Annotated in this window: 23 protein-coding genes and 2 other RNA genes; 16 read left to right on the top strand and 9 right to left on the bottom strand. The window is 43.7% G+C overall.

The window, feature by feature from the left end:
- Positions 1 to 295: 295 nt before the first annotated feature.
- On the bottom strand, positions 296 to 1,534 hold the full coding sequence (locus L1D55_RS05860; RefSeq protein ID WP_239916819.1) for a chromosome partitioning protein ParB: 1,239 nt from the start codon (positions 1,532 to 1,534) through the stop codon (positions 296 to 298).
- 228 nt (positions 1,535 to 1,762) lie between these two features.
- On the opposite strand from L1D55_RS05860, the gene L1D55_RS05855 reads away from it, so the two are divergent.
- Positions 1,763 to 2,881, top strand: coding sequence for a hypothetical protein (locus L1D55_RS05855; RefSeq protein ID WP_239916881.1), 1,119 nt, complete (start codon positions 1,763 to 1,765; stop codon positions 2,879 to 2,881).
- 1 nt (position 2,882) lies between these two features.
- Here L1D55_RS05855 and L1D55_RS05850 read toward each other — a convergent pair whose 3' ends face one another.
- Positions 2,883 to 3,632: a metallophosphoesterase gene (locus tag L1D55_RS05850; protein WP_239916818.1), complete on the bottom strand. Its 750-nt coding sequence runs from the start codon at positions 3,630 to 3,632 to the stop codon at positions 2,883 to 2,885.
- Between the two features lie 159 nt (positions 3,633 to 3,791).
- Here L1D55_RS05850 and L1D55_RS05845 point away from each other — a divergent pair, with 159 nt between their 5' ends.
- Positions 3,792 to 4,157, top strand: a complete 366-nt coding sequence (locus L1D55_RS05845; RefSeq protein ID WP_239916816.1) for a hypothetical protein — start codon at positions 3,792 to 3,794, stop codon at positions 4,155 to 4,157.
- 19 nt (positions 4,158 to 4,176) lie between these two features.
- Positions 4,177 to 4,680, top strand: coding sequence for a hypothetical protein (locus tag L1D55_RS05840; protein ID WP_239916814.1), 504 nt, complete (start codon positions 4,177 to 4,179; stop codon positions 4,678 to 4,680).
- Between the two features lie 646 nt (positions 4,681 to 5,326).
- Here L1D55_RS05840 and ssrA (L1D55_RS05835) read toward each other — a convergent pair.
- From ssrA (L1D55_RS05835) to smpB, 3 genes are all read right to left on the bottom strand, one after another.
- Positions 5,327 to 5,693, bottom strand: a transfer-messenger RNA (tmRNA) gene (ssrA, locus tag L1D55_RS05835).
- 206 nt (positions 5,694 to 5,899) lie between these two features.
- Positions 5,900 to 6,259, bottom strand: a transfer-messenger RNA (tmRNA) gene (gene ssrA / locus L1D55_RS05830).
- A gap of 65 nt (positions 6,260 to 6,324) precedes the next feature.
- The gene (gene smpB, locus L1D55_RS05825) at positions 6,325 to 6,810 is read right to left on the bottom strand and encodes an SsrA-binding protein SmpB (RefSeq protein WP_004737567.1); all 486 of its coding nucleotides are present in this window, start codon (positions 6,808 to 6,810) and stop codon (positions 6,325 to 6,327) included.
- 119 nt (positions 6,811 to 6,929) lie between these two features.
- Here smpB and L1D55_RS05820 point away from each other — a divergent pair, with 119 nt between their 5' ends.
- Positions 6,930 to 7,358 (top strand): SRPBCC family protein, encoded by a 429-nt coding sequence (locus L1D55_RS05820; protein ID WP_008223363.1) that lies wholly within the window; start codon positions 6,930 to 6,932, stop codon positions 7,356 to 7,358.
- A gap of 3 nt (positions 7,359 to 7,361) precedes the next feature.
- Positions 7,362 to 7,670: an RnfH family protein gene (locus L1D55_RS05815; RefSeq protein ID WP_004737569.1), complete on the top strand. Its 309-nt coding sequence runs from the start codon at positions 7,362 to 7,364 to the stop codon at positions 7,668 to 7,670.
- Between the two features lie 160 nt (positions 7,671 to 7,830).
- Here the strand turns inward: L1D55_RS05815 and bamE are convergent, their stop codons facing one another.
- The 3 genes from bamE to nadK all read right to left on the bottom strand — a co-directional run bounded on the left by bamE (position 7,831) and on the right by nadK (position 11,199).
- Entirely contained in the window at positions 7,831 to 8,190 is a 360-nt protein-coding gene (gene bamE / locus L1D55_RS05810; protein ID WP_004735159.1) for an outer membrane protein assembly factor BamE, read from the bottom strand.
- Between the two features lie 167 nt (positions 8,191 to 8,357).
- A complete protein-coding gene (gene recN, locus L1D55_RS05805; protein ID WP_239916812.1) occupies positions 8,358 to 10,022 on the bottom strand; it encodes a DNA repair protein RecN in 1,665 nt (554 codons plus the stop codon).
- Between the two features lie 292 nt (positions 10,023 to 10,314).
- On the bottom strand, positions 10,315 to 11,199 hold the full coding sequence (gene nadK / locus L1D55_RS05800) for an NAD(+) kinase (protein WP_004737572.1): 885 nt from the start codon (positions 11,197 to 11,199) through the stop codon (positions 10,315 to 10,317).
- A 143-nt stretch (positions 11,200 to 11,342) separates the two neighbouring features.
- Between nadK and grpE the strand changes: the two genes are divergently transcribed.
- The 4 genes from grpE (at position 11,343) to dnaJ (ending at position 17,412) form a co-directional block, all read left to right on the top strand.
- Positions 11,343 to 11,924 (top strand): nucleotide exchange factor GrpE, encoded by a 582-nt coding sequence (gene grpE, locus L1D55_RS05795; RefSeq protein ID WP_004737573.1) that lies wholly within the window; start codon positions 11,343 to 11,345, stop codon positions 11,922 to 11,924.
- 391 nt (positions 11,925 to 12,315) lie between these two features.
- A complete protein-coding gene (locus tag L1D55_RS05790; protein ID WP_004737574.1) occupies positions 12,316 to 13,590 on the top strand; it encodes a dicarboxylate/amino acid:cation symporter in 1,275 nt (424 codons plus the stop codon).
- A 473-nt stretch (positions 13,591 to 14,063) separates the two neighbouring features.
- Positions 14,064 to 15,977 (top strand): molecular chaperone DnaK, encoded by a 1,914-nt coding sequence (gene dnaK, locus L1D55_RS05785; protein ID WP_061033258.1) that lies wholly within the window; start codon positions 14,064 to 14,066, stop codon positions 15,975 to 15,977.
- Between the two features lie 289 nt (positions 15,978 to 16,266).
- A complete protein-coding gene (dnaJ, locus tag L1D55_RS05780; protein ID WP_008224495.1) occupies positions 16,267 to 17,412 on the top strand; it encodes a molecular chaperone DnaJ in 1,146 nt (381 codons plus the stop codon).
- A gap of 155 nt (positions 17,413 to 17,567) precedes the next feature.
- Here dnaJ and L1D55_RS05775 read toward each other — a convergent pair whose 3' ends face one another.
- The gene (locus tag L1D55_RS05775) at positions 17,568 to 17,999 is read right to left on the bottom strand and encodes a type IV pilin protein (RefSeq protein ID WP_345772776.1); all 432 of its coding nucleotides are present in this window, start codon (positions 17,997 to 17,999) and stop codon (positions 17,568 to 17,570) included.
- A gap of 102 nt (positions 18,000 to 18,101) precedes the next feature.
- Here L1D55_RS05775 and L1D55_RS05770 point away from each other — a divergent pair, with 102 nt between their 5' ends.
- From L1D55_RS05770 to tadA, 7 genes are all read left to right on the top strand, one after another.
- Complete coding sequence (locus L1D55_RS05770; protein WP_239916808.1) at positions 18,102 to 18,608, top strand: GspH/FimT family pseudopilin; 507 nt, start codon at positions 18,102 to 18,104, stop codon at positions 18,606 to 18,608.
- On the top strand, positions 18,589 to 19,221 hold the full coding sequence (locus L1D55_RS05765) for a pilus assembly protein PilW (RefSeq protein WP_239916880.1): 633 nt from the start codon (positions 18,589 to 18,591) through the stop codon (positions 19,219 to 19,221). The genes L1D55_RS05770 and L1D55_RS05765 overlap by 20 nt, the downstream gene beginning before the upstream one ends.
- Entirely contained in the window at positions 19,218 to 20,558 is a 1,341-nt protein-coding gene (locus tag L1D55_RS05760) for a hypothetical protein (RefSeq protein ID WP_239916807.1), read from the top strand. Before L1D55_RS05765 ends, L1D55_RS05760 begins: the two co-directional genes overlap by 4 nt.
- The gene (locus L1D55_RS05755; protein WP_239916805.1) at positions 20,548 to 20,997 is read left to right on the top strand and encodes a prepilin-type N-terminal cleavage/methylation domain-containing protein; all 450 of its coding nucleotides are present in this window, start codon (positions 20,548 to 20,550) and stop codon (positions 20,995 to 20,997) included. Before L1D55_RS05760 ends, L1D55_RS05755 begins: the two co-directional genes overlap by 11 nt.
- 297 nt (positions 20,998 to 21,294) lie before the next feature.
- The gene (locus L1D55_RS05750) at positions 21,295 to 22,857 is read left to right on the top strand and encodes an AbgT family transporter (protein WP_061033252.1); all 1,563 of its coding nucleotides are present in this window, start codon (positions 21,295 to 21,297) and stop codon (positions 22,855 to 22,857) included.
- 196 nt (positions 22,858 to 23,053) lie between these two features.
- Positions 23,054 to 24,343, top strand: a complete 1,290-nt coding sequence (locus L1D55_RS05745) for a hemolysin family protein (protein ID WP_239916804.1) — start codon at positions 23,054 to 23,056, stop codon at positions 24,341 to 24,343.
- Positions 24,344 to 24,475: 132 nt separating this feature from the next.
- Positions 24,476 to 25,024 carry a tRNA adenosine(34) deaminase TadA gene (tadA, locus tag L1D55_RS05740; protein ID WP_239916802.1) on the top strand — a complete coding sequence of 183 codons (549 nt, stop codon included), beginning with the start codon at positions 24,476 to 24,478 and terminating at the stop codon, positions 25,022 to 25,024.
- The last annotated feature ends 29 nt before the right edge of the window (positions 25,025 to 25,053 follow it).

Genomic DNA, 25,053 nt, shown 5'->3' with positions numbered 1-25,053 from the left:
CTGCTTGGAGAAGAATACATAAAGTAATGAATCGACGGTTATTTAGGGCATCGAGTCTAAATGATTTCTGTCCAGAAGCGATTTTGGTGGCATAAGGGACAGTCCGGTACGACTAGGTCATGCTTAACCACCATAAGTGTCACACTGCGTATGAATCAGTAAACACAAGATTAAATTTCTGCTTTGCTAAGCTAACGCTAGTTAGGCTAACGTTCGTTAGCTTAGCAGAGTATGTGTCAATTAGATTGTGCGCTATTAAACCGATACCAAGCTAGAGTCTCGGTATACACCCCTCTCATTTCCGAATTTCCTTGCCTAAAACCTTTACGTTCGCTTGTTTTAAAATCCTCTTTGGTGTTGACCCTTTGTTCATACAAGGGATAGTGAAAGCTTCGTTAATGTTTCCTGCGGATTGCATTGGAATTCTATTGCCTTCTTCATCCTTTCGATAACGAGCAACTCGACGAACACTTACTTTATTACCAACTACTGGAATGCCTAAATACATGTTCCATCCTTTGAATATCGCCGATAATTTGCAGAGTAATGAATAAGAAGTTGACTCATGAACTAATGACTGTAGATAGTTGCGCACTTGATACTCTATATCAGCTTCCGATTCCAACCCCAATGAGGAAATGATTCGGGTGAGATAAGTTTCAGGTGACAAAGGCAGCTCTGAAATGGGTGGGTTCTGTTTTAGTTGTCGTTTAATCAATGAGTGTGCAAAAGCATAGATTGCTTCAGATACTTGGCTTTCAAGTTTATGGCGTTTCACGATTTTTGCGACAAAGTCGACCGATAAGGCAAGTTCCTCATTTTCCTCAACATAAGCCAAAATTTCAGCTGGTTGAAATGAGGTTCCCTGAGTACCTCGAAATGCATAAGGATTTGACGTTGTATCAAATGCTTTCGAGAGCATTGCTATACGAGAAAGCACCGAAGCACTCACTTTCACTCCTGCCATTTCTAGTACTTGAGATCTGGTACGTGTGTTACCAACATCAATATGTGCAAAAGATAAGACATCGGTAACACCGTAGGTTACCGGAGCAATGAATCTAGAATTGGACTCTAATGCCGCTTCTAGTCGATGGTGCCCATTTAGTATTTCCCCGTCAGCAGAGATAATTATTGGCTCTCCAGTTAAGCACCATTGGCTCTTACTCATGGCTTCTGCATACTTTTTAACCTTTGCACGACTGAGTTTTCGGTTCTTATTATTTGAATTTATGGCGCCTCGCCTAGAAAACTCCAACATATCCCTTGCCAGTTGCGGCGTCACAAGAAGCACTGTGTGTTTCAAAGTGGTTGTTACCGTTTTTACACCTGAATAGTATTGAGCTTTAGACTTAAAAATATCCAAAATTTCATGTGGAGAACTACCAGAAGCCGTTTCCATTAGCTTCTTAGAACTTGCTAGATAGGTGTTGTTTTCTTGCTCTTCGTAGCGCTCGACTAAGTGTTCAACAATAGAGCTTTCTAGTGCTTCATCTGCGATTTCATTTAGGTTCTGTGATTTTGTGTCTGTCATGACCTAGCTCTCTATAATCTTATTTGTGGCAATATAATGACTTAAATCTAAGTTCGTGTTTTGCAGTCGATAGTATTGATCCGACAAGTATGTCGGATCAATAAATAAATTTAAATTAGACTCCAGCTAATTGCTAAATGGATGAAAAAATTGACACTTTCTCATAGAAAAATTGATGGATTTTTGGTCTCGTCAAGTTTAAGAACATACAAAACACTTATAACAACAATGCCTATGGTTGAGATCGCATCCTACTTCTCAACAGAAAATTGGTTGCCAGAGTTAAAGTGGGCGGCAGAAGCTGCCGTTAACTCGAAAAATGCTGATAAAGTGCAATCTATTCAAGAAGAGTTAGTAAGAGGGGTCCAAGAAGGCGCAGTAATAGCACCGTTAACGCTCACTTTTGCTGTTCTTGGTACGCCTGACCTTAGTAATACTTCCAATGAACCACCGAGTTTAGTTTTAGAAAGTTCTAAAACGTATATCGTAGGCAACGTTTTGGGCTTGGTTGCCGTGTGTAAACTCCTTGGGTTAAAGACGTTTTTGTTCAGCTCAAGATTGAGCGTTAAAGAGGCTAATAGGAAAAGTGAACTTCGACAGCGCTTGGCAATGGAGGACGTTGAGATTAGAGTTGTATTTGATGATGAGGTAGGCTTAGCCAGCCCTGACATCATCGAGCTATTCAAAAAAAGTAGTACCTTTGATGCTACTTTAAGTCTCCCTCACCTGAGTGATGGGAAGCAAATATTGTTAGATCAACAGATTCCACTGAAACCCTATGTCGATCAATTGATTGAAGATACTAATATTAAAAGTTTTGGAGGCGTGAGCTTTGACTCCAAGCATGTGAAAGTCTCAGGGCACTTTATCACCACACAGTACATTTTATTTAAGCTTATAGTCGGTGCGATAGCAGGTATAGGGACTCAGGAATACAGTAAAATGACCAAAGACGTAGCGTTGGCTGATGGCTCTAAGATTTCGTCAACACTATCTGATAACTATCTAAGTAAAATATCGGCCTTTTTGAAAGCGTGGCTTGAACCGCTAAAACTTGAATTTGCCAACAATCGTTCGGGCTACCATTTATCGCCTCAAGTGTGGCAAGCACTAGGTCTAACCATCCACCAACTGCTAAACGACAGAGCGTCTACCACTAAATTGCAGAGAGCTGGTAAAATCCTAGGTGAGCTTGATTACAGTAAGTCAGCTTCTCATTGGGGACGTTGCGATGTGATGGAACTAGATTCAAAAGGACGAGCTTATAAGAACGCTACCACCTCAACTCGTCAGTTCCGAAGCGGCCTTTCAACTTACTTTCTTCGAGTTATTGAAGGAAAATTATAGCTTACGAAATATCTATGATCTTGTGCGCAGTGAAGTTGGTGACTTTCTCATAACCATGATAACCACGTTGATTTGAAAAGAAATCTATCCCACCGATTTCTAACTGTTGACAGCTATGATTATGACCAAAAATCCACGTTGAAATATTTAAGTGAAAGAGCCGAGAGCAATCTGAAGCAAAGGCCGGGTTTAGTTCACTATCCTCAAATCGTTTTTGAATTGCTTTTGGTGTGGGAAGATGATGAGTGATGACAACATTCTTCCGAGAGCGAGAAGACATAATCGCACTCTCAAGCCATTCAATTGACTGTTTATGCAGTGCTGCTGCCAATTCTGGCGTAAACACTTGTACTCTATTGAAGTTAATCACTCGATAATCAGAAATAGCCTCTCTAGCATAGTAAAAAGCTAACTCTGGATTACCATATAGCTCATAGTCAGTCCATAACGTGCACCCATGAAAAGAGACACCGTCAATTATCATGGAGTCATTGTCTAGGACATGAACATTCTCGTACTTCATCGAGTAGTCTCTTAGCTTATCGGGCAGTTCAACGATACTATCTCCTGAATAGAACTCGTGGTTTCCAAGCACGTAAATAACATCTTGGGGAAAGTTTGAAGCCCAATCTATAGCCTTCTTACCATCACGGTGTATGTCCCCCGCTAGTACAACAACATCAGCATCCGTTATCGGCACATCCATCGGGGCTATCTCAAGGTGAAGGTCAGATAAATATTGCAGCCTCATTGTTTACAGCCTTTTTATAACTCTTCACTAAAACTAGTATCTAAACCATTGCAATGTCAAGCATTGAATTTGTGGTAATATAATGATTTTTAAGAACATTTTGACAAACCAACGACGTAGACATATGATCAACTAAAGAGTCCTCTTAGGGTTAACACGTTGTCAAGTCCAGCCTTAAAAACATCCCTAAAAGGGTTAAATACTTCTCTAGAAATACTAAAGAGATGGGGGGTCAACGACTCTCAAGCATTTTTAATCTTAAACATTTCAGGCGCTGAACTGGCTCAAGTACATTCATGTAAAGTTTCATCAGAACAGTTAGTTAGAATAAGTTACATCCTTAATATCCATGCAGCGCTTCGGACCTTGCTCAACAATCAAAGTAATGTGTATGGATTTATGACTATGAAGAACCATAGCTCGTTTTTTGAAGGTAAAACTCCGTTGAGCTTCATTGCATCTGGGGAATTAGCTGCCTTAAAACAAGCAGCAGAGCATCTTACTGCCTTAAGCAATGGTAATTAGTTTGTTAGGATAAAACAGTATGAAAATGGTTTTAGAAATGCGCTACCGTAGAGACGGTAAATTCTTCTACAACAAAGAAGAAATTTGTACCATTTACCAATCAGACGATCTAGACAAAATCTTACAGAGAAGCCCTTATCTAATAAGCATTGATAATGAATTGTTCGTCTATGGTCATATCAAATCACCTGATGAATTCGAGCATTTGATACTGGCTTTAAGAGCCTCATTCGATTGTTATATTTCGTTCGAAGATGCTCTATCTAGATGGGGTGTTATATCGCAGATTCCAATGATTATGATTCTTGCAACGACTGGAGCCTCTGGCTGGTACTCTACTCCGTTTGGAAGATTTGAATTTGTGCATGTTGAACACTCATCTAGACTAATTGAGGAACAGACCATTGATACTGGCCGCCCAATATCCATCGCTAAGAAAGAATGGGCATATAAAGACTTGAAAGAAATAAAGCGCAACCTCCATCTAATTGATTATGTTGCGCTATTTACTGAGGATAGTTAGTCAGGCGTAAAAAGCACCATTCTGAATATCAATGATGGCAGCACACCTCTATACTTTTCAATCCAAGAGAGCAAAAGAGGCGGCTCTTGGATTGTGCAAATTAAAGCCTACCTACACATGCAATATCTCACCCACACTTGGCTCGGTAATCACACGAGCTAGCTAACTCCGACTAGCTCAAATCTGCCCTTTTTCGAGTTAGACGCTCATTTCGCAGTGTGCGAAATGAACCTGATACCAATAAATTTCATATAAAACATGCACTTAAGTTAACTTTTAATGTCGGATTTCACGGTGGGATTGACAGGTAGACCAGCAGGATTGGAAGCTTTACTAAGCGGGTTTCCGACAGCAAACGTTATTCTCACATTCCAAGCCAAATAAGGCTTATGCGTGTTTCCTTAGAGTAGAGGCTGGGTAATGCCTTGCTTCACTCTTTTGTTGAAGATGCCCTGACAACTTTTACTAATAATATCAGTTAAGTTCATATTACCATAATCTTGGTAAGCAATAAGTTGCACAATAAGGGGAGCTGATTTGAGGTGTAATGATTGAGTGGTGTTTTCTATAAGTGACTAAAGGTTTAGAAAACGAAGGTTCTAGATAAAAGAAAAGCCGTATATTCATTGAATATACGGCTTCTCGAATGTGGAGGTGGGGGGAGTTGAACCCCCGTCCAAAAATCATTCATCATTGGTACTACATGCTTAGTCGATCTTTAAATTCACCAAGTACCTGCGAACCGACACGCTAGTAAATGACTATCCTGAATTAAATTTCGAACTTCATCTCTCAGGCGGGAGAATCCGATCTAGCTAGTTTGGGTTTGACTCTTTGTTGTTCCCCGTCTTACAAGCGGAAGCTAGGGCAAAGAGGCTCTCAGCAGGTTATTAAGCTGCTAGTGCGTAGTTTTCGTCGTTTGCGACTATTTTTTTGCGGCTTTTAACGTGGCCAACCGCCCCACGGCATGCACCTCAGACTTCAAAATTCCTGTCGAATCCTAAATCACCCCCGTTGTGTATAAATCGATTCGCAATCTATACGGTGCATTTTATGAATCTGAGGTTCATAAAACGACTTATTCGTTTACTAAAGTTATGAATAATATAATCATAACGAAGAATTTATGCAAGATTTATGAAAAATACGTTTAACAGAAAAACTGCCGTTGAACCCTTACTCTGTAAGGTTTTTCATAAAAAACACTAAAATTAAGACTTGATGGTAGAGTCGAACCCGCGTCCAAAAACTATTCATCATTGGTACTACATGCTTAGTCGATCTTTAAATTCACCAGCAACCTGCGAACCGACACGCTAGTTAAAGGCTAACCTGAATTATAATTCGCGCTTTTCCTCTCAGGTGGGAGAAGCCACGCTAGCTTGTTTGGGTTTGATCTCTTGTTGGTCCCCGTCTTACGAGCGGAAGCTAGGGCAAGAGAGCTCTGAGCAGGTTATTAAGCTGCTAGTGCGTAGTTTTCGTCGTTTGCGACTATTTTTTTGCGGCTTTTTACGTGGCCAACCGCCCCACGGCATGCACCTCAGACTTCAAAATTCCTGTCGAATCCTAAATCAGCCCCAAGTGTTCTTGCATAGTACCAGAAAAGCTTACCCTGTCTAGCACTGTGCGTTTAAGTGCTTAAAATTAGCGCAAATTACTCTTCATAATTCGTGCTTTATCTCTCGCCCAATCTTTTTCTTTCATATCAGTACGTTTATCGTGCAGCTTTTTACCCTTCGCTACGCCGATCTTAATCTTCGCCCAAGAGCGAGACCAGTAAAGTGCGGTTGCGACAAGTGTCATGCCTTCTCGGTTAATACGACCGAATAGGTTATCGAGCTCTTTTCTCGACATTAGGAGTTTACGGACACGTGTTGGGTTCGCCACGATATGAGTACTCGCTTGAGTAAGCGGAGTGATCGTCATACCACTAATGAATGCTTCGCCATCACGGATGTAGACGTAGCTTTCTGCGATATTCGTTTTGCCTTCACGTAGGGATTTTACTTCCCAGCCTTGTAGCTCAAGCCCCGCTTCTATCTCATCATCGATGAAATATTCGTGGCGAGCTTTCTTATTAAGCGCAATGGTATTGCTACCGGCTTTTGATTTTGATTTATTCTTTGCCATAATGGCCTCATTATACGGATTGCGCCCTAGTTGGGGAATCCTTTTTATTTGCGCTCTGGCCCAATACAATTAAAATTGCAGTTTGTGTTAATGTAACGCCGTCTTTAACAGGAGTCTATATGCCAAAGGTTACTCGTTCAGCATTAGTTTCATTTAGTGCCGACCAGATGTTTAGCTTGGTCAATGATGTTGCTCGTTATCCTGAGTTTTTGCCAGGGTGTTCTGGTTCTCGTGTGATCGAATCTTCAGATTCCGCTATGGTGGCTTCGGTTGATGTCTCTAAAGCCGGTATTAGTAAAACATTTACAACGTCTAACCGCTTAGCGGATGGCGCTGAGATCTTGATGGAGTTGGTGGACGGCCCGTTCAAGAAACTGCAGGGCGGTTGGTATTTTACCCCGTTGGATGATCAGGCCTGTAAGGTCGAGCTTAAGTTAGAGTTTGAATTCTCTAGCCGAATGATTGAAATGGCATTTGGTAAGATTTTCAATGAGCTAACAACCAACATGGTGAGCGCATTTACTCAACGAGCTAAACAGGTTTACTAAACCATGACTATTGAATCAGATATGATCCACGTAGAAGTTGTGTTTGCACTTCCGCATGAGCAGCGTGTGTTTACTTTGGTTGTGAACAAGAACGCAACCGTTGAAGAGATTATTGCGCAGTCTGGTGTTTTGGAACTGTATCCAGAGATCGACTTAGCGAAAAACAAGGTTGGCGTGTTCAGCCGTAACGTGAAGTTAGATGCAACGGTTCGTGATAAAGACCGTATCGAAATTTATCGAGCACTGCTGGCTGATCCAAAAGAGATTCGCCGTAAACGTGCCGAACAAGCAAAAGCCGCTGCTGCTAAATAGCTGCGAAAAATGGATTGAATTAATAGAGAGCTCGCCACATTGGCGAGCTTTTTTGCGTCTGTGAGTGAGATTCGGTGGGTTAATTTGTAAGCAAATATTAAAAAGCCTGCTCATTGAGCAGGCTTTTAAGATTCTTGATTGAGAGCTTGTCTACTGAAAGCTAGCGAAGGCTTTCGAAGAACTCATCACTGGCTTCAAAATCACCGTTGATCGTAACTAGGGTACCAGTAGCATCAAAGTTCACGACGAGGTTTTTCTGAATCGGGTCTTCGTGACCTTTTTGGTGGTGGTAAATGTAGTACCACGTATCTGGGTAGCCATTTTCGATAAGCATAGGTGAGCCCATAACGTAACGAACTTGTGTTTTTGTCATGCCAAACTTGAGCTGGTCGACAGCTTCTTGTTCAACATAGTTACCCTGATTGATGTCAATTCGATAAACCAACTTCTCTAGTAGAGAGCAACCGGTCAACATTGTTAGTGCAAGTGGAACTGCAACTAACCACTTTTTAATTCGCATAGTTTGAGATCTTTCTTCGCTAAAATACTGCCTGATAATAAACAAGCTCCAGCAAGAAGTAAAAAGCTCCTTGCGCTTTGAGCTTGTTATGACTGGCAATTTTGAATTTAGTTGCAAAATTGCCAATATTTTTCGGTAAATTATCAGAAAGTTGCTGAAGATTTAATCTAAGCGGCGACTAATAACTCTTTTGCGTTGGCAAGGGTCGACTCGGTGATTTGGCTGCCACCAAGCAGTCGAGCCAGCTCTGAAACGCGTTGTTGCTCATCAAGTGTGTGCATTTGAGTTTCAGTTTTACCTGATTTCGTGTTCTTTGCCACAAACAGCTGTTGGTGACCGCAACCTGCAACCTGAGGTAGGTGAGTCACACACATGACCTGCGTAGATTCGCCCAGTTTACGCAGCATCTTGCCGACTACAGCAGCGATTGGGCCACTGATACCCACATCCACTTCATCGAAAATCAGACTTGGTGTATCGACTTTTTGCGCGGTTATCACCTGAATCGCTAATGAAATACGTGATAGCTCACCACCAGACGCCACTTTAGCGATTGGTTGCATCGGCTGGCCTGGGTTGGTAGACACAATAAAGGTCACGTTATCCATACCCAATGGTAATGGGTGAGTGTTGGTGTTGTTTACTTCAATCGTAAACTGCGCTTTTTCCATGCTTAGTTCGTGCATGCTTTGAGTGATCAGCTTGTTTAGCTCTTTCGCGTAACGAACACGAGATTTATGCAGCTTCTCAGATTTTGCTACGAATGATTGGTATTGGTTTTCAACGTCATTCGCTAACTCTTCAAGCTTCTCATCAGAGCAATCCAACGCTTCAACTTGTTGTAGTAAGTCTTGGTGGTGTTTATACAGCTCTTCAGGCAATACGTGGTGTTTACGTGCCATCGACATCACTTTAGAGAAGCGCTCCTCAACGTAAGCCATGCGACCTGGGTCGACATCGATGCTATCAAGGTAAGTTCTTAGCTCGCTGTTGGTCTCTTCAATCTGAATAATGGCTTCAGACAGCATATTTGGCAGCTCAGCAAGTCGCTCGTCTAATTCTGCTAGTTGAATTAGGGAGTGATTGGCTGATTGCAGAATACCAAGCGCATTAACTTCTTCACCTTCGTAAATAAGCTCGATAGCTTGCTGGCAGGTTGAGGCCAATTCTCCGCTATTGGCGAGGCGCTTATGCTCTTGTTCGAGCTCTTCATATTCTTCCTCCTCAATAGATAACTCGTTTAACTCTTTGATTTGGTATTCAAGAAGCTGTTTTTGAGCTTGGTTTTGTTGGCTGTTTTCACGTAACTCTTTTAGGTGGTTGTCTGCTTGACGCCAAGTTTGATAAGCGTTACGTGTCGATTTCAATAGGTTTAAATGGCCCGCGTATTGGTCAAGTATTGCCATTTGGTAGTCGCTTTTCATCAGCTGGTGATGTGCGTGCTGGCCATGAATGTTGATCAGTAGTTGTCCTAGTGATTTCAATTGTGAAAGAGGAACTGGACTACCGTTAATGAATGCGCGAGAGCGACCTTCTTTAGAGATGGTTCTGCGTAGGATACATTCGGTGCCATCTAGAAGTTCGTTATCTTCTAACCAGCGGGTTGCGTGCAGATTGTTCTCAAGTAAAAAAGCAGCACTGACTTCGGTTTTTTCTTCACCTTGTCTAACCATTCCTGCATCAGATCTCCCTCCAAGACACAAACCCAAAGCATCGATTGCGATAGATTTACCCGCACCAGTTTCCCCGGTGATTGTTGTCATGCCTTTAGAAAGTTCTAGCTGTAAAGACTTAACAATAGCGAAATTATTAACACTTAAATGAGCCAGCATTTTTATTTACCTGTGTAACTGAACAATACTGTATATAAGCTCAGTATATACTGTTTCTTTATACAGTAAAGTCGACAGGTGAAAATTTTTTGTGATAGCTCTCAGAATTGTACTTGTCTGTAGATCACTGAAACCACTATAGATTCCCAACTCAGTCGTTCCTCCTTCTTGGGAATGACGATCTTTGGGATTGGCGTGAAGGCAGAGTTGGCGGGCGTTATACAGGTAATAAAAAAAGGCTAACGAATATCGTCAGCCTCTGAAATTTTCGGTTGTTGCTAGTGCTGCTTAGTTAGAACAGCTTACTCGACCAGCCCAGTTTGTTACGTAGGACATGGTAGTAGTTGTAGTCTTTTGGGTGGATCAGTTTAAGAACGTTCGGGCTTTGGTAGATGTGGATCTCGTCGCCTGGAGATACAGGTAGCGAGATTTGACCATCGCAACTGACTTCTTGAGTGCCGCGGTTATCAGGCGATACGATCAGTTTAATGTGACGTTTCCCATCGACAACAAGTGGTCGGCTTGAAAGCGTGTGCGGGAACATCGGTACCAAAGAGATGGCATTCAAGCTTGATGACAAAATTGGGCCGCCGCCAGAAAGCGAGTAGGCAGTAGAACCTGTTGGTGTCGACACGATCAAACCATCAGAACGCTGCGAAAAGGCGAAGCTGTCGTCGATGTACACTTCAAACTCGATCATGTGCGCGACTTGGCCGGGGTGAAGTACCGCTTCGTTAAGTGCTGCATTATGGCTTTTTATTTGGCCATGGCGGTGGATCTCTGTTTCAAGCAGGAAGCGTTCTTCTTCCATGAACTCGCCTTTGAGAACATCGGTCAGTGCGCTCTGGAAGTTTTCTGGGTTGAGATCGGTCAGGAAGCCAAGGTTTCCTCGGTTCACGCCGATTACTGAAATATCGAAACGAGACAAGATTCGAGCGGCGCCGAGCATGTTTCCGTCACCACCGACAACAATGGCGAGATCGGCGCGTTTACCTAAGTCGACCAGGCTAGAAAAATGTTCTTTTGGGATGTCGTCTAAAATACTGGCGAGTCTGTCATCAACAAACACTTGATAACCCTCAGCGCTCAACCACTGATAGAGTTCTCTATGAGTCTGAATTGCTTGCTGATCTCGAGGTTTACCAATAATGGCGATCACTTCAAATGGCTTTTTCATAAGGTTTCCAAACGAATTAGGCTTGAATCAAAATTCTTCATCCCCATAATAAAGGCAAGTTGAACGTCTATGCGAGTGTTTTATATCAATTTGAGGCGCAAACCTGCCTGTCACTTGCATTGGAAACGAATTCTGGAGATATCATGAGCAACGAAGAAAACAAAGTAACCGAAGAAGAACTAGATCAGATCATTGCTGAAGCAGAAAAAGTTGAAGAAGCTGAACTGAACGCAGACGCTGCTGATGAGCAGGAAGCAAAGATTGCTCAACTAGAAGCGGCATTGCTAGCTAGCGAAACTAAAGTGAAAGAGCAGCAAGACTCTGTTCTTCGCGCTAAAGCTGAAGTTGAAAACATGCGTCGCCGTAGCGAGCAAGAAATTGATAAAGCGCGTAAATTCGCTTTGAACAAGTTTGCTGAAGGCCTACTGCCTGTTATCGACAACCTTGAGCGTGCAATGCAAGCTGCAGACGCTGAAAACGAAGTGGTTAAGCCACTATACGAAGGTGTTGAGCTAACACACAAAACATTCGTAGACACAGTTGCTAAGTTCGGTCTTAAAGAGATCAACCCTGAAGGTGAAGCGTTCAACCCTGAATTCCACCAAGCGATGTCTATCCAAGAAAGCCCAGATCACGAATCAAACACAGTTATGTTCGTGATGCAAAAAGGCTACGAGCTAAACGGTCGTGTAGTTCGTCCTGCAATGGTAATGGTTGCTAAGTAATTGAGTGGTGCTTGCTAAGTGAAAGGTTCGACCTTTTACTGATCAAGCGAGCTGCAGTTACAACATAATTCACTAGTTGATGTGAAATAAGAAGAGAGGTTTATGCCTCTCTTTTTTTGTGCCTGTTACTTGAGAATCCGCGTAAATAGTCCGTCAAAGTGCATTAAGGATGTCGTTCTTTTTATTCCATACGGAACAGCGGTTTAGAGTTTTGTGTTATGAAACTTGTTGTTAATGAGAAAATGTTTTGATGTCACACTTGTGATATTTTTGTAAACAAATGCCTTTAATTGTTATCTTTGTATGTAAAATCCACTGCCATATAGCGATATTACTCGCATATACAACTATAAAAGTACAAATTTTAAACACAACAGACTGGAGAAGAACGATGGATAAATCGCTCTCAAGTAAGATTTTTGTAGGCCTGTTTGTCGGCCTGATTATTGGTACTGCTATTCAGTACCTATTCAGCGGAATCGCTATTTTTGACACATACCTACTTGGTGCTGCAGAAGGCGCTGGTGGTATGTTCGTATCACTTATCAAGTTGCTGGTAGTGCCTCTTGTATATGTATCTATTGTTTGCGGTATCGTTGAACTAAAAGATATCCGTTCATTTGGTCGTCTTGGTGGTAAAACCTTTGGTCTTTACATTATTAACACCATCATCGCGATCTCTGCTGCTCTAACGATTGGTCTTATCTTCCAACCTGGTGCGGGTGCAAACCTAGCAGGTACGGTTTCTGAGACGATTGCACTTACAACAACAGAAACACCTGACATCTTCTCTCTTGTTGTGAACATCGTTCCTAGCAACCCAGTACAAGCATTCGCAAGCGGCGACATGCTACAAATCATCTTCATGGCGATTCTAACTGGTCTTGCAATTCAAGCGCTTGATTCTCGTGGTGGCCCAGCTATCAAGACATTCAAGATGGCTAACGAAATCATGATGAAGCTTATCGGCCTAGTAATGAGCCTAGCGCCATACGGTGTATTCGCTCTGATGATTCAACTAGGTGCAACACTGGATGCAAACACGCTAATGTCAGTAGCTGGCTACGTAGCGCTTGTTGTTGCAATGCTTGTGTTCTGGATCTTCTTCTTCTACCCAATGATGGTGGGTTCATTCACTGGTATTTCTCCAAAGCAGTTCCTACGTGCAACTCGTGAGCAAGTTCTATTCTCACTATCTACTGCAAGTTCGAACGCGACAATCCCAGTAACAATGCGCACTCTTACTGACAAGCTAAACGTATCTAAGTCAGTAGCGGGCTTCGGTGTACCACTAGGTGCAACAATGAACATGTCTGGTGTATCTATCTACATCGCACTAGCAACTATGTTCGTAGCAAATGCATTTGGTCAGCCAATCAACACTGCTGATATCTTCACTCTAGGTCTAACTATTCTGCTACTGTCTATCGGTGCTGGTGGTGTTCCAGGTGGCGGTGTAGTAATGGTAGGTGTTCTATTGCACCAACTAGGTCTACCACCAGAAGGTCTAGCTATCGTTGCTGCTGTTGACCGTATCTGTGACATGTTCTGTACTTCTTCAAACGTAGTGGGTGACACAGCGGTAAACACTATCGTTGCTAAATCTGAAAACGAAATCGGTGTTGAAGCAGACGAAGAAGTTGAACTGAAGAAAGCAGAAGCTTAATTAAAAGTTCTTCCTTCTATAGACAATGTCTATGTAGAAAGCCTTGATTGAAAACGGAGCCCAAGTGGCTCCGTTTTTTATTGGGTGATAAATGTAAACCTTGTTTGCAGTGCCGTGGGCACAAGCATGGTTGCGTTGAATTTTTTTTTAGCCTTGATGGTTAGCCATAAGGCTTGTACAAGCAGCACCAGGTGTTATCCACACAAGGTAAAACGGGGCTTTTGAATCGAATAACGGGTTTAATGGTGTGTTAATGATATGCATTCTTACCTAATCATTCTTTTTATTAAAATAAATGTAAAAAAATCCGTTCTTACCCTTGAAAAGGTATCGTGAGCCCTTATCTATGGTGCATACGAAAGCAAATTGTATTTGCATTTTAATTTTGTGTATTAGGGTTGAATCTCTAATTACCACCCCCACATCAGTGGGTATAGCAAAAACTTAATAGAATATATTTCGGAGATAGCCTGATGGGTAAAATCATTGGTATTGATTTAGGTACTACTAACTCTTGTGTTGCTGTTCTTGACGGCGACAAACCACGCGTAATCGAAAATGCTGAAGGCGAACGTACAACAGCATCAGTAATCGCATACACAGAAGGCGAGACGCTAGTTGGTCAACCTGCAAAACGTCAAGCTGTTACTAACCCTCAAAACACACTGTTCGCTATCAAGCGTCTAATCGGTCGTCGTTTTGAAGATGAAGAAGTTCAACGCGATATCGAAATCATGCCTTTCAACATTGTTAAGGCTGACAACGGTGATGCATGGGTAGAAGCGCAAGGCCAAAAAATGGCTGCTCCTCAAGTATCTGCTGAAGTTCTTAAGAAAATGAAGAAAACAGCTGAAGACTTCCTAGGCGAAGAAGTAACTGGCGCAGTTGTAACTGTTCCTGCTTACTTTAACGATGCTCAACGTCAAGCAACTAAAGATGCTGGCCGTATCGCTGGTCTAGATGTTAAACGTATCATCAACGAACCAACTGCTGCTGCTCTAGCTTACGGTCTAGACAAGCAAGGCGGTGATCGCACTATCGCTGTATACGACCTTGGTGGTGGTACATTCGATATTTCTATCATCGAAATCGATGAAGTAGAAGGCGAGAAGACTTTCGAAGTTCTTTCAACTAACGGTGACACTCACCTTGGTGGTGAAGATTTCGATAACCGCATGATCAACTACCTAGTAGATGAGTTCAAGAAAGAGCAAGGTATCGACCTTAAAGCTGATCCACTAGCAATGCAGCGTGTTAAAGAAGCAGCAGAGAAAGCGAAAATCGAGCTTTCTTCTACTACTCAAACTGACGTAAACTTACCTTACGTTACTGCTGATGCGACTGGTCCTAAGCACATGAACATCAAAGTGACTCGTGCGAAGCTTGAGTCTCTAGTTGAAGACCTAGTACAACGTTCTCTTGAGCCTCTAAAAGTTGCTCTAGCGGATGCTGACCTATCTGTAGGCGAAATCACTGACGTTATCCTAGTTGGTGGTCAAACTCGTATGCCTATGGTTCAAGCTAAAGTATCTGAGTTCTTCGGTAAAGAGCCACGTAAAGACGTGAACCCTGACGAAGCAGTAGCAATGGGTGCTGCAGTTCAAGGTGGTGTACTAGCTGGTGACGTTAAAGACGTACTACTTCTAGACGTTACTCCTCTATCTTTCGGTATCGAAACGATGGGCGGCGTAATGACTAAGCTAATCGAGAAAAACACAACTATCCCAACAAAAGCGGATCAAGTGTTCTCTACAGCTGAAGACAACCAAAGCGCGGTAACTATCCACGTACTACAAGGTGAGCGTAAGCAAGCGACTTACAACAAGTCTCTTGGTCAGTTCAACCTAGAAGGTATCCAACCAGCACCACGTGGCATGCCACAAATCGAAGTAACTTTCGACCTAGATGCTGACGGTATCCTAAACGTATCTGCGAAAGATAAAGCGACTGGTAAAGAGCAGAAGATCACAATCCAAGCATCAGGCGGTCTGTCTGAGGAAGAGATCGAAGCAATGGTACAAGAAGCAGAAGCTAACAAAGAAGCGGACAAGAAGTTCGAAGAGCTAGTAACTGCACGTAACCAAGCTGACCAAATGATTCACGGTACTAAGAAGCAAGTAGAAGAAGCTGGTGAAGCTCTACCTGCAGACGAGAAAGAGAAGATCGAAGCAGCTATCGCGGCACTAGAAGAAGTTAAGTCTGGTAACGACAAAGAAGCTATCGACGCTAAAGTTCAAGAACTTATGCAAGCAGCTCAGAAGCTAATGGAAATCGCTCAACAACAAGCTCAAGCACAGCAAGCTGGCGCTGAAGCGGGTGAGCAACCTAAGCAAGACGACGACGTTGTAGACGCGGAGTTTGAAGAAGTTAAAGACGACAAAAAGTAATTTTTCGTCGCTATAACACGTGATTTCTACGTCGAAGGTACTCACTTACATCCGTAAGCTCCGTGCCTTCTCCTTGAACTAACGTGTTTTAGCTTAGAAAAGTCGTTTTTCGATTTCTAAATATACGGGCGTCAGAGGTAACTCTCACGCCCGTAAATTTGTATTTAGACTTGTCGATCTAGATAATAGCTTTATTCGGTGATTCAGCCGGCAGAACTTTTATCTAGATTGATACACAGACTACTGAAGTTATTTTTCGGTAGTAGCAATTATTTTGGTGACCTAGAATATGTCAAAACGTGATTTTTACGAAGTATTAGGCGTAAGCCGCGATGCATCAGAGCGCGATATTAAAAAAGCGTACAAGCGCTTAGCAATGAAATTCCACCCGGACCGTAACCAGGGTGATGAGAGCGCAGCGGACAAATTTAAAGAAGTAAAAGTAGCGTACGAGATCCTAACCGATCCTCAAAAGAAAGCAGCTTACGACCAATACGGCCACGCAGCTTTTGAACAAGGCGGCATGGGTGGCGGCGGCGGTTTCGGCGGCGGTCAAGGTGACTTCGGCGATATCTTCGGTGACGTATTTGGCGACATCTTCGGCGGCGGTCGTCGTGGTGGCGGTCAACAACGTGCACAACGTGGTTCAGACCTACGTTACAACATGGAACTGACGCTTGAAGAAGCGGTTCGTGGTGTATCTAAAGAGATTGAAGTACCAACACTGGTTGAATGTGACACTTGTGATGGTAGCGGCGCGAAGAAAGGCTCTTCTGCGCAAACTTGTGGCACTTGTCATGGCCACGGCCAAGTGCAAATGCGTCAAGGTTTCTTCGCAGTTCAGCAGACTTGTCCTACTTGTAACGGTAAAGGCAAGATCATCAAAGACCCATGTAACTCTTGTCACGGTCAAGGCCGTAAGCAGAAGACGAAAACACTTAACGTTAAGATCCCTGCTGGTGTTGATACTGGCGACCGTATTCGTCTATCTGGCGAAGGTGAAGCGGGAGAGCAAGGCGCTCCAGCTGGCGACCTATACGTGCAAGTTCACGTAAAAGAGCACAACATCTTCGAACGTGACGGCAACAATCTTTACTGCGAAGTACCAGTAAGCTTCTCTATGGCTGCTCTAGGTGGTGAAGTTGAAGTTCCAACACTGGATGGTCGTGTAAACCTTAAAGTGCCAGAAGAGACACAAACGGGCCGTATGTTCCGTATGCGTGGCAAAGGCGTGAAAGGCGTTCGTGGCGGCGGTGTGGGTGACCTAATCGTTAAGCTAGTGGTTGAGACGCCAGTTAAGCTAAGCTCTCGTCAGAAAGAACTTCTACGTGAGTTTGAAGAGACATGTGGCGGCGAAGCGGCAAGCAAGCACAAGCCTAAGTCTGAAGGTTTCTTCAGCGGCGTTAAAAACTTCTTCGATGACCTAACTAAGTAATTAGATTATTGAAATATTAAGTTATCGATACTTTAACTTAATGACGAAAATAGAAAGCCTGCTCTTGTAGCAGGCTTTTTTGTATCTGTAGAAAAGAGGAAAGATAAAGGAGAAAGGATAAAAGAGGTCACACATGGCTTGAGTGGCCTACCTCATTATTTCCAACACGCTTCTGGTTCTGAGATACCAGAGTGGTGTAACTCCAAAATATCAGTCGTTGAGTCTAAGCAGTCATCGTTAGTCTGTGAGGCGTGCGGCTCAGCTTGAATAGTATAGGTGGTGGTGCTTGCTGAGATAGCGAGCGTGTATCTGCTTGAATCGGAATCGCAAAAACTGCATGTCCCGGCGGAAATAATCCCTTGGGCTGCGGATGCATAATCGCCCGTATATAGGGTTTCCATCTCTAATTGGATCTTGGTCATGTCGGCCAACGCGGTGACACGATGCGCCTTCATGACATGGTTGGTATAACTCGGGTAGGCGATTGCCCCAAGTATTCCCACGATGACTACAGCCAACAATAACTCGATCAATGTCATCCCTCTCATGCTTATGTTGTTGCTGTTGCATATATTTTTTCGAATCATCGCGAGTAGTTTCCTTTCATAACTCAGTACATTCTTCTCCGGTGGTAGCATCGCTGCAAGATTAAATACGGTTACGCACTGAATTACATAGGAATTTGGGAAATGACTCGCGGGTTTACTTTATTAGAGCTGTTAATAACGGTATCGGTACTGTCGATACTGATAGCGACGGCTGCCCCGAGTTTTAGTTCGGTGACTCAATCCGTTAAGATGCAGCGGTTGGCAGGGGAGCTCAATGGTTTCTTAATTCAAGCTAAGTCTGAATCGGTGAAAAGGAATCAGGATCTCTGGGTGCATTTCTCTACCTCAAAAAATGAAGTGCAATCGACTGGCGAATGGACGGTATGGTTGAAGCCGACGGAAGATCTCACTGGAGAAACTTTGCTGCAGTTGTCGGGTGAACCATTTCGCGATGTCGCGTTTTCTCACAACTACACAGGGGAAAGAATTAGCTTTGAGAGTGTCAGGGGGAGACCAGCCAGAGGCACGATCTACCTTTCTCCTAATGCATCTTCAAGCGACCGTTTATTGATTAAATTATCTAGCCCTCCTGGGCGCATAAAAGTGTGTGGTGAGTCGAGTGCGCAGTATGACTATGATGCGTGTTAAACCTGTCGTGGTAGGACTCAGCAAGCAACAAGGTACTTCATTGGTTGAGTTAATGGTGGCCTCTGTGATTGGTATCTTCGCTATCTCGATTATCGGCAGTGTTTTTATTACGGGGCAGAGAATAGCCAAGGACAAAGGCATTGAGTTACTGCTGCTACAAAACCTAACAAGCACCATACAAGTGATGAAAGAAGACATTCAACGAGCGGGTTACAACGGCTCAAACGGTTACTCAATCAAGTTATCTGGTGCAAGCAATACGATTCAAGTGAGTGGTGGCGTTGCGGTGGGCTTTGTTTATTTCAGAGAGGGTTCGAGCGGCAATAAAAACCACCGCAATATTGTTTACCAAAAAAACGGCACCAAGCTGCAAATATGTGAGAAGGGCACCACAGTATCAGAGGCGATCCCCACGTTTGAACAAGTTACTGGCTGCTATTCACTGTTTGATGACACCATTATGGATGTCGATGAATTCAACATTACGTCTAGGGTATTAGAACAGAACTCAATTAAGAGTACGCTCACGGATATCAGTATAACCGCATCAATTCCAACTGCTGCGGTGACTAAGTCGGTATCTGTTTCTATTAAGCAGAGGAATTGGCAATGAAGAGGTATGCAAAGCAGCATGGCGTAGTGACTTTGTTGATTACATCTGTGCTTTTGCTTGGAGCCTTAGTTGTAACGCTAGGCTCCTATCGAAGCATCTTCCATCAGATGAAAGTAGCTCAAAATGAAGTTCAAGGCAGGCAAGCACATTGGCGATCGGAAGGTGGACTGGAGTGTACTTACGCTTATCTACTTGAATTAGATAAAAGTGTTTCCGACATTCAAGATGCCAGTACTCGCCCAGCAGATTTTGCTGACTGGTGTTCCCCTTATCAAGACCAGCCCCAGATCGATCTGTCGAGCACGGCTAGCTCTAGTACGTATTTGGTGACATCTTCTTCGAATACAAACTCCCTTTATAAGACGATAACAGAGCGGTCCCAACTAGGCACGGGAGCAATTCAGTCGACAGGGCCAATAGAAATAGTTGGTACGTTAAGTCTCAAGCCAACAGCGAAAGAAGAGCCAATCAGTGGTAATGAATATGAGTGTGTCAGTGTCTCATTCGCTGACCTGTTTACTTATCAATATGATGCTACTCACGGTGATTCAGGGCAGGTATTAGGGTTAGAAGTCCTTAATCCTACTGCTGATGGGCCCTTTTCTGGTTTCGATGGCGTTTGTCACAGCGATTATAAAACGGCGATACCGAAAGGCACTTCCGGTAGTTCCTATTCGATCTATGCCCCTGATTATTATCAAGGAACCAACCCACCGCCGTTTAAGAAAGACTTTAATCCAGATCCTAATATGAATCCGTTTTACACCTTCTTTGGCATGGCTAGAACGGAACAAAACATTCTCGACTTGTCGCAAGATACGGACTTGTTTAAGCATGTTCAGCTATTGAATCCGACAGAGTGTGGTCCTGAGATCATGGACCACTTTACGATAGGCCAAACCAAAGGGCTGTGGATTGAAGGTAACTGTCACATCAATGCGGCGGTAGCAGCTGCAAATAACCCCTCTCAACTTCTCGTGATTCAAGATGGTGTGCTCGCATTGAATGGCGCTATGACCTATAACGGGGTGATTTATCACTTGGTTGATTACCAAAAGAGCCATGTGAAAACGCGAGTCGATAACTTCTGGAACTCGCTTGCGGCTAACAACGTGTTTGCGCCTTTTATCAAAGACATCGATGAGGCTAGCGTGATTAAAAAGAGTGTCGGGATTCAGTTTGCCTCTGGTTTACCTTCTGGTGGCCTTATCTTTGATTCTCCCTCGGGAGTGACGACCATTGTGGGAGATATGGACATGGATTTTCGTGCGGATTCGAACCCAAGTGACCCGCCTTCAACGTACCAATGGCAGCGAGGTTCGTGGAATGATTTCTAATAATTCTGGCTTCAGTTTACTAGAGGTACTTATCTCTTTTCTGCTGATTGGCGTTGCGTCGTTAGGGCTGGTTAAATTACAGGTGTATGCGGAACAAAAGTCGGATCATGCGCTCCAGAGTGTCGAAGCTTTGCATTTTGCAGAAAGGCAGATGGAGTATTATCGAACTCGCGCGCTCAATGTTAGTGGGGCGGTAGGGCTTATTCCCTTTGAGGAACTAAATCAGTCGAGTTACTGTCTCAACATCGCGAGTTCAGATCCGTTATCCGGTTTATCAGGTTCTGCATATTCGATGACATGTGAAGTCACTAATGCGAGCGGAGCCTTATCTGGCGCCCTCAAAAACATTATTGTCACAATTGCATGGCAAGATCGTATGAACCGTACGCAAAGTATTTACCTCGAAACTATGCTCTCCAAATACAGTGAGTTTGACTGATCCCTAAGCAAACGTTTACTGCATGCCAAGGCTTACGCCACTCCTTTTACTGACAATTTTCACTCCTCGGACATTGTTTAATTACTGGTTAAATCTATGTATATGGAATGGTGTTTTTTGTGTTTTTATATTGTTGTAGTTGTATGGTATTTTTGCAAAATATGTCTCCATTTATGGAATTTAAGGTGGAATCTTGTGCTTTTTATGGGGGCTTTTAATAGAATATGTGTTGCACCAATAGGCCGTGGTAAAAACTTATATTAGGCCTAAACAAACAACATCACATATGGAGTTACAATGAGTAACCAAGCCGTAAAAAAAGCACCATCGACTGACAAGATCAGTGGAATGGATCGCTTTCTAAACTTCATTGAACGCGCCGGCAACAAAATTCCAGATCCAGCAATCCTGTTCTTCTGGGCTCTAGTTATCGTATGGGTAGCATCTGCACTTTTGTCGAATCTTTCATTCGATCTAATCAACCCTCAAACGGGTGCTGCTCTAGAAGTAAATAACCTACTGACTGGTGAAGCGCTTGCTAGCTTCCTAGCGAATATGGTTACTACGTTCACTGGCTTCGCACCACTAGGCATCGTACTTGTTGCTATGCTAGGTGTTGGCGTTGCAGACTCTTCAGGCTTCATTACGACTGGCCTTAAGAAGATGCTGAACTTCACGCCAGCTAAGCTACTTACGCCAATGCTAATCTTGGTTGCTATCGTGTCTCACACAGCAGCTGATGCAGGTTACGTTCTAGTAATCCCTCTTGGCGGTATCATCTTCCACGCTGCGGGTCGTCACCCTCTAGCGGGTATTGCAGCAGCATTTGCTGGTGTATCTGGTGGTTTCTCTGCGAACTTCATTCCTTCAGGTATCGACCCGCTACTAGCTGGCTTCACGCAAACAGCGGCAAACGTTCTTGACCCTGAATACGTGATTAACCCTCTAGCGAACATCTTCTTTACTGGCCTATCTTCAGTTCTTATTGTTGCTATCGGTTGGTACGTAACTGAGAAGATCATCGAACCTCGCCTAGCGAACACGCCAGTTGATGAAGATGCTGAAGAAGCACCTGATCTAGGTACGTTCACTGCAATCGAATCAAAAGCATTCAAATACGCAGGTTGGGCAATGGTTGCTGGTATTGGTCTGCTTGTTGCGGCTCTAATCCCTGAGAACTCTGCACTGCGTTCTCCTGAAGGCGAGCTAACAGCATTCTCTGCACCAGTTATGAAGTCTATCGTTCCTCTGATCTTCATCCTGTTCATCATCCCAGGTATCGTTTACGGCCGTGTAGCGGGTACTTTTAAGAACAGCAATGACGTAATCAAGGCGATGTCTGAGACAATGGCTACGATGGGCGCGTACATTGTAATGTCGTTCTTCTGTGCACAGTTCCTATCGGCATTCGGTCAATCAAACATTGGTACTATGCTGGCACTTTACGGTGCTGAAGGCCTGAAAGCGATGGACCTTCCTGGTGAAGCGACAATCGTTGGTATGATTCTACTAACGGCTTCAGTTAACCTTCTTGTTGGTTCAGCATCGGCTAAGTGGGCACTTATCGGTCCAATCCTAGTTCCAATGCTAATGGTTGTGGGTATCTCTCCTGAGCTATCTCAAGCGGCTTACCGTGTTGGTGACTCGGTGTCTAACATCATCTCTCCACTAATGGTGTTCTTCCCACTGGTTGTTGTTTACTGCCAACGCTACGTTAAGTCTACAGGTATCGGTACTCTAGCTTCTCTAATGATGCCATTCTCGATTGCAATGCTAATCGGTTGGTCTATCTTCTTGCTAGCTTACTGGGCTCTTGGTATCCCACTAGGTATCCAAGCACCTTACACTTACACAATGTAAGATTGAACTAAGCAAAATTAAGCTTTATTCATTACTAAGCCCGCACCGAAATGTGCGGGCTTTTTTGTTACTTTTTCGCTCTCTTTTTCGATGATTTTTATATCCAAAAGTTTTTATATCAAAAAGCAGGCTACTCAGCTTATACTCCGGATTACGGCTAATTGTTGGCCGGTAAAATTAGGAAATCCAAAACATCATGAAAATTCTGCTTCTGGTAGGGTTAATTGTTTTAAATGGTCTGTTTGCCATGTCTGAGATTGCATTGGTAGCAGCAAAAAATAGTCGGCTGAAACGCTTGGCCGAAAAGCACCGTTCTGCTCAGATCGCACTTGAGCTTAAAGAAAATCCCACTCGCTTCCTCTCAACGATTCAAATCGGTATTACCGTCATAGGCCTGCTCAGCGGTATCGTGGGCGAGGCGACGCTATCTGCACCATTAGCCGTTCAACTTGAACAGTGGGGCATGGATGCAACGCAAGCGAATGTCCTGTCTACAGCGGTCGTCGTTGTCGGTATTACTTACTTTGCCATTGTTGTTGGTGAACTCGTACCAAAACGTTTTGCTCAGTCTCAAGCGGAAACTATTGCCGTATTAGTCGCTATGCCAATCTATTGGTTATCTAAAATCGCGACGCCGTTTGTTTTTGCTTTGTCAGCTTCAACGGAAGGTATTCTTAAGTTGATGGGCCGAGGTGGCGAAGAAGACAGTGTGACTGAAGATGATATTCATGCGCTTGTTAAAGAGGGCTCTGACTCAGGTGTGATTGAGCGTGGCGAGCAAGAGATGATTCGTAATATCTTGCAGCTTGATGACCGCTTGGTGAGCTCGTTGATGACGCCGCGTCGAGACATCGATTTTCTGGATGTCGACCAACCTGTTGAGAATATCTTGAAGCAGCTCCGCTCATCAAAGCACAGCGTATTCCCTCTGTGCCAAGACCATCTAAATAAGGTGGTGGGCACAGTATCTGCCAAGGCTTTATTGAATCAGGCGGGTAATCTGAGTATTCAAGTGATCATGGGGCTGTCTAAATCGCCGATCTATGTACCAGAATCGATGAAGGCACTGCGCTTACTTAGCTACTTTAAAGAGTCGGGTACAGAGATGGCATTCATTGTTGATGAGTATGGTGATGTTCAAGGCCTTGTGACTCATTACGATATTCTAGAAGCGATTGCCGGAGAGTTATCAAACAACCCGAACGACCTTTGGACTGAGTCTTTGCCAGATGGTTTGCTGGTGGATGGATTAATCCCGATCAGCGAACTGAAAAACCACTTGGAGCTTTCAGAGTTAGAAGGTGAAAGCGAGGGCTTCCAAACTCTAAACGGACTCATCACGTGGCTGCTAGGTCGCTTGCCTGATACGGGAGAGATCGTTGAGTGTCAGCAGTGGCAGTTTGAGATTATCTCGGTTGAGAACAATCGTATTGTGAGCGTGAAAGCGACGCAAATCGTCAATGATTTGGTTGAAGCCGAAAGCTAGACTGGCAGCGAATCATCCAGTCCATGGTTATTGATGGGCATCTCTTTGTTGTCCATCATCACTAAGATTAGGTATGCTTCACCGCATACCTTTTTTATTTCTATTTCTATTGTTTGCTTTTTGGAGTCCCCTTTGTCAGACCATCAATTCACCCCTCAAGATGAAATCTTTATGCGATGTGCCATTGAAGTGGCCAAAAAAGCGGAGAGTGAGGGAGAGGTACCTGTTGGTGCCGTGCTGGTAAAAGATGGTGAGATTATCTCTGAAGGGTGGAACCGTTCGATTGGTAGCCATGACGCAACAGCGCATGCTGAAGTGGAAACTTTGCGCAAAGCGGGGCAGGTTCTGGAAAATTATCGACTGCTTGATACCACCTTGTATGTCACACTTGAGCCATGCCCTATGTGTGCGGGTGCTTTGTTACATAGCCGAGTGAAGCGTATTGTTTTTGGCGCGCCAGATCTAAAAGCAGGTGCGGCAGGGACGGTGTTGAATTTGTTTGAAAGCCAAGCTTCTTACCATTATGCCGATGTTGAACACGGGTTATTAGAAGATGAGTGTCGCGAGCAACTACAGGCGTTTTTTAAGCGTCGTCGAAAAGAGATAAAAGAGAAGCGAAAGCAAGAGCGGTTATTGGAAGAGCAGCAGCTTGTAGCTGATAAGGCTCGTAAAAAGAAATAGCAGTGAGTCTAAGGCACTCTCATCGTTAG

This window comes from Vibrio sp. Isolate22 (assembly GCF_022398115.1).
Classification (GTDB): domain Bacteria; phylum Pseudomonadota; class Gammaproteobacteria; order Enterobacterales; family Vibrionaceae; genus Vibrio.
Note: the sequence above shows the minus strand (reverse complement) of the source record. Positions and strands in the feature narration are given on the sequence as shown.

Coding starts and splice junctions, on each gene's coding strand:
- L1D55_RS05860 (WP_239916819.1), bottom strand. CDS start 1,534: ATGACAGACACAAAATCACAGAACCTAAATGAAATCGCAGATGAAGCA.
- L1D55_RS05855 (WP_239916881.1), top strand. CDS start 1,763: ATGCCTATGGTTGAGATCGCATCCTACTTCTCAACAGAAAATTGGTTG.
- L1D55_RS05850 (WP_239916818.1), bottom strand. CDS start 3,632: ATGAGGCTGCAATATTTATCTGACCTTCACCTTGAGATAGCCCCGATG.
- L1D55_RS05840 (WP_239916814.1), top strand. CDS start 4,177: ATGAAAATGGTTTTAGAAATGCGCTACCGTAGAGACGGTAAATTCTTC.
- smpB (WP_004737567.1), bottom strand. CDS start 6,810: ATGGCAAAGAATAAATCAAAATCAAAAGCCGGTAGCAATACCATTGCG.
- L1D55_RS05820 (WP_008223363.1), top strand. CDS start 6,930: ATGCCAAAGGTTACTCGTTCAGCATTAGTTTCATTTAGTGCCGACCAG.
- L1D55_RS05815 (WP_004737569.1), top strand. CDS start 7,362: ATGACTATTGAATCAGATATGATCCACGTAGAAGTTGTGTTTGCACTT.
- bamE (WP_004735159.1), bottom strand. CDS start 8,190: ATGCGAATTAAAAAGTGGTTAGTTGCAGTTCCACTTGCACTAACAATG.
- recN (WP_239916812.1), bottom strand. CDS start 10,022: ATGCTGGCTCATTTAAGTGTTAATAATTTCGCTATTGTTAAGTCTTTA.
- nadK (WP_004737572.1), bottom strand. CDS start 11,199: ATGAAAAAGCCATTTGAAGTGATCGCCATTATTGGTAAACCTCGAGAT.
- grpE (WP_004737573.1), top strand. CDS start 11,343: ATGAGCAACGAAGAAAACAAAGTAACCGAAGAAGAACTAGATCAGATC.
- L1D55_RS05790 (WP_004737574.1), top strand. CDS start 12,316: ATGGATAAATCGCTCTCAAGTAAGATTTTTGTAGGCCTGTTTGTCGGC.
- dnaK (WP_061033258.1), top strand. CDS start 14,064: ATGGGTAAAATCATTGGTATTGATTTAGGTACTACTAACTCTTGTGTT.
- dnaJ (WP_008224495.1), top strand. CDS start 16,267: ATGTCAAAACGTGATTTTTACGAAGTATTAGGCGTAAGCCGCGATGCA.
- L1D55_RS05775 (WP_345772776.1), bottom strand. CDS start 17,999: ATGATTCGAAAAAATATATGCAACAGCAACAACATAAGCATGAGAGGG.
- L1D55_RS05770 (WP_239916808.1), top strand. CDS start 18,102: ATGACTCGCGGGTTTACTTTATTAGAGCTGTTAATAACGGTATCGGTA.
- L1D55_RS05765 (WP_239916880.1), top strand. CDS start 18,589: ATGACTATGATGCGTGTTAAACCTGTCGTGGTAGGACTCAGCAAGCAA.
- L1D55_RS05760 (WP_239916807.1), top strand. CDS start 19,218: ATGAAGAGGTATGCAAAGCAGCATGGCGTAGTGACTTTGTTGATTACA.
- L1D55_RS05755 (WP_239916805.1), top strand. CDS start 20,548: ATGATTTCTAATAATTCTGGCTTCAGTTTACTAGAGGTACTTATCTCT.
- L1D55_RS05750 (WP_061033252.1), top strand. CDS start 21,295: ATGAGTAACCAAGCCGTAAAAAAAGCACCATCGACTGACAAGATCAGT.
- L1D55_RS05745 (WP_239916804.1), top strand. CDS start 23,054: ATGAAAATTCTGCTTCTGGTAGGGTTAATTGTTTTAAATGGTCTGTTT.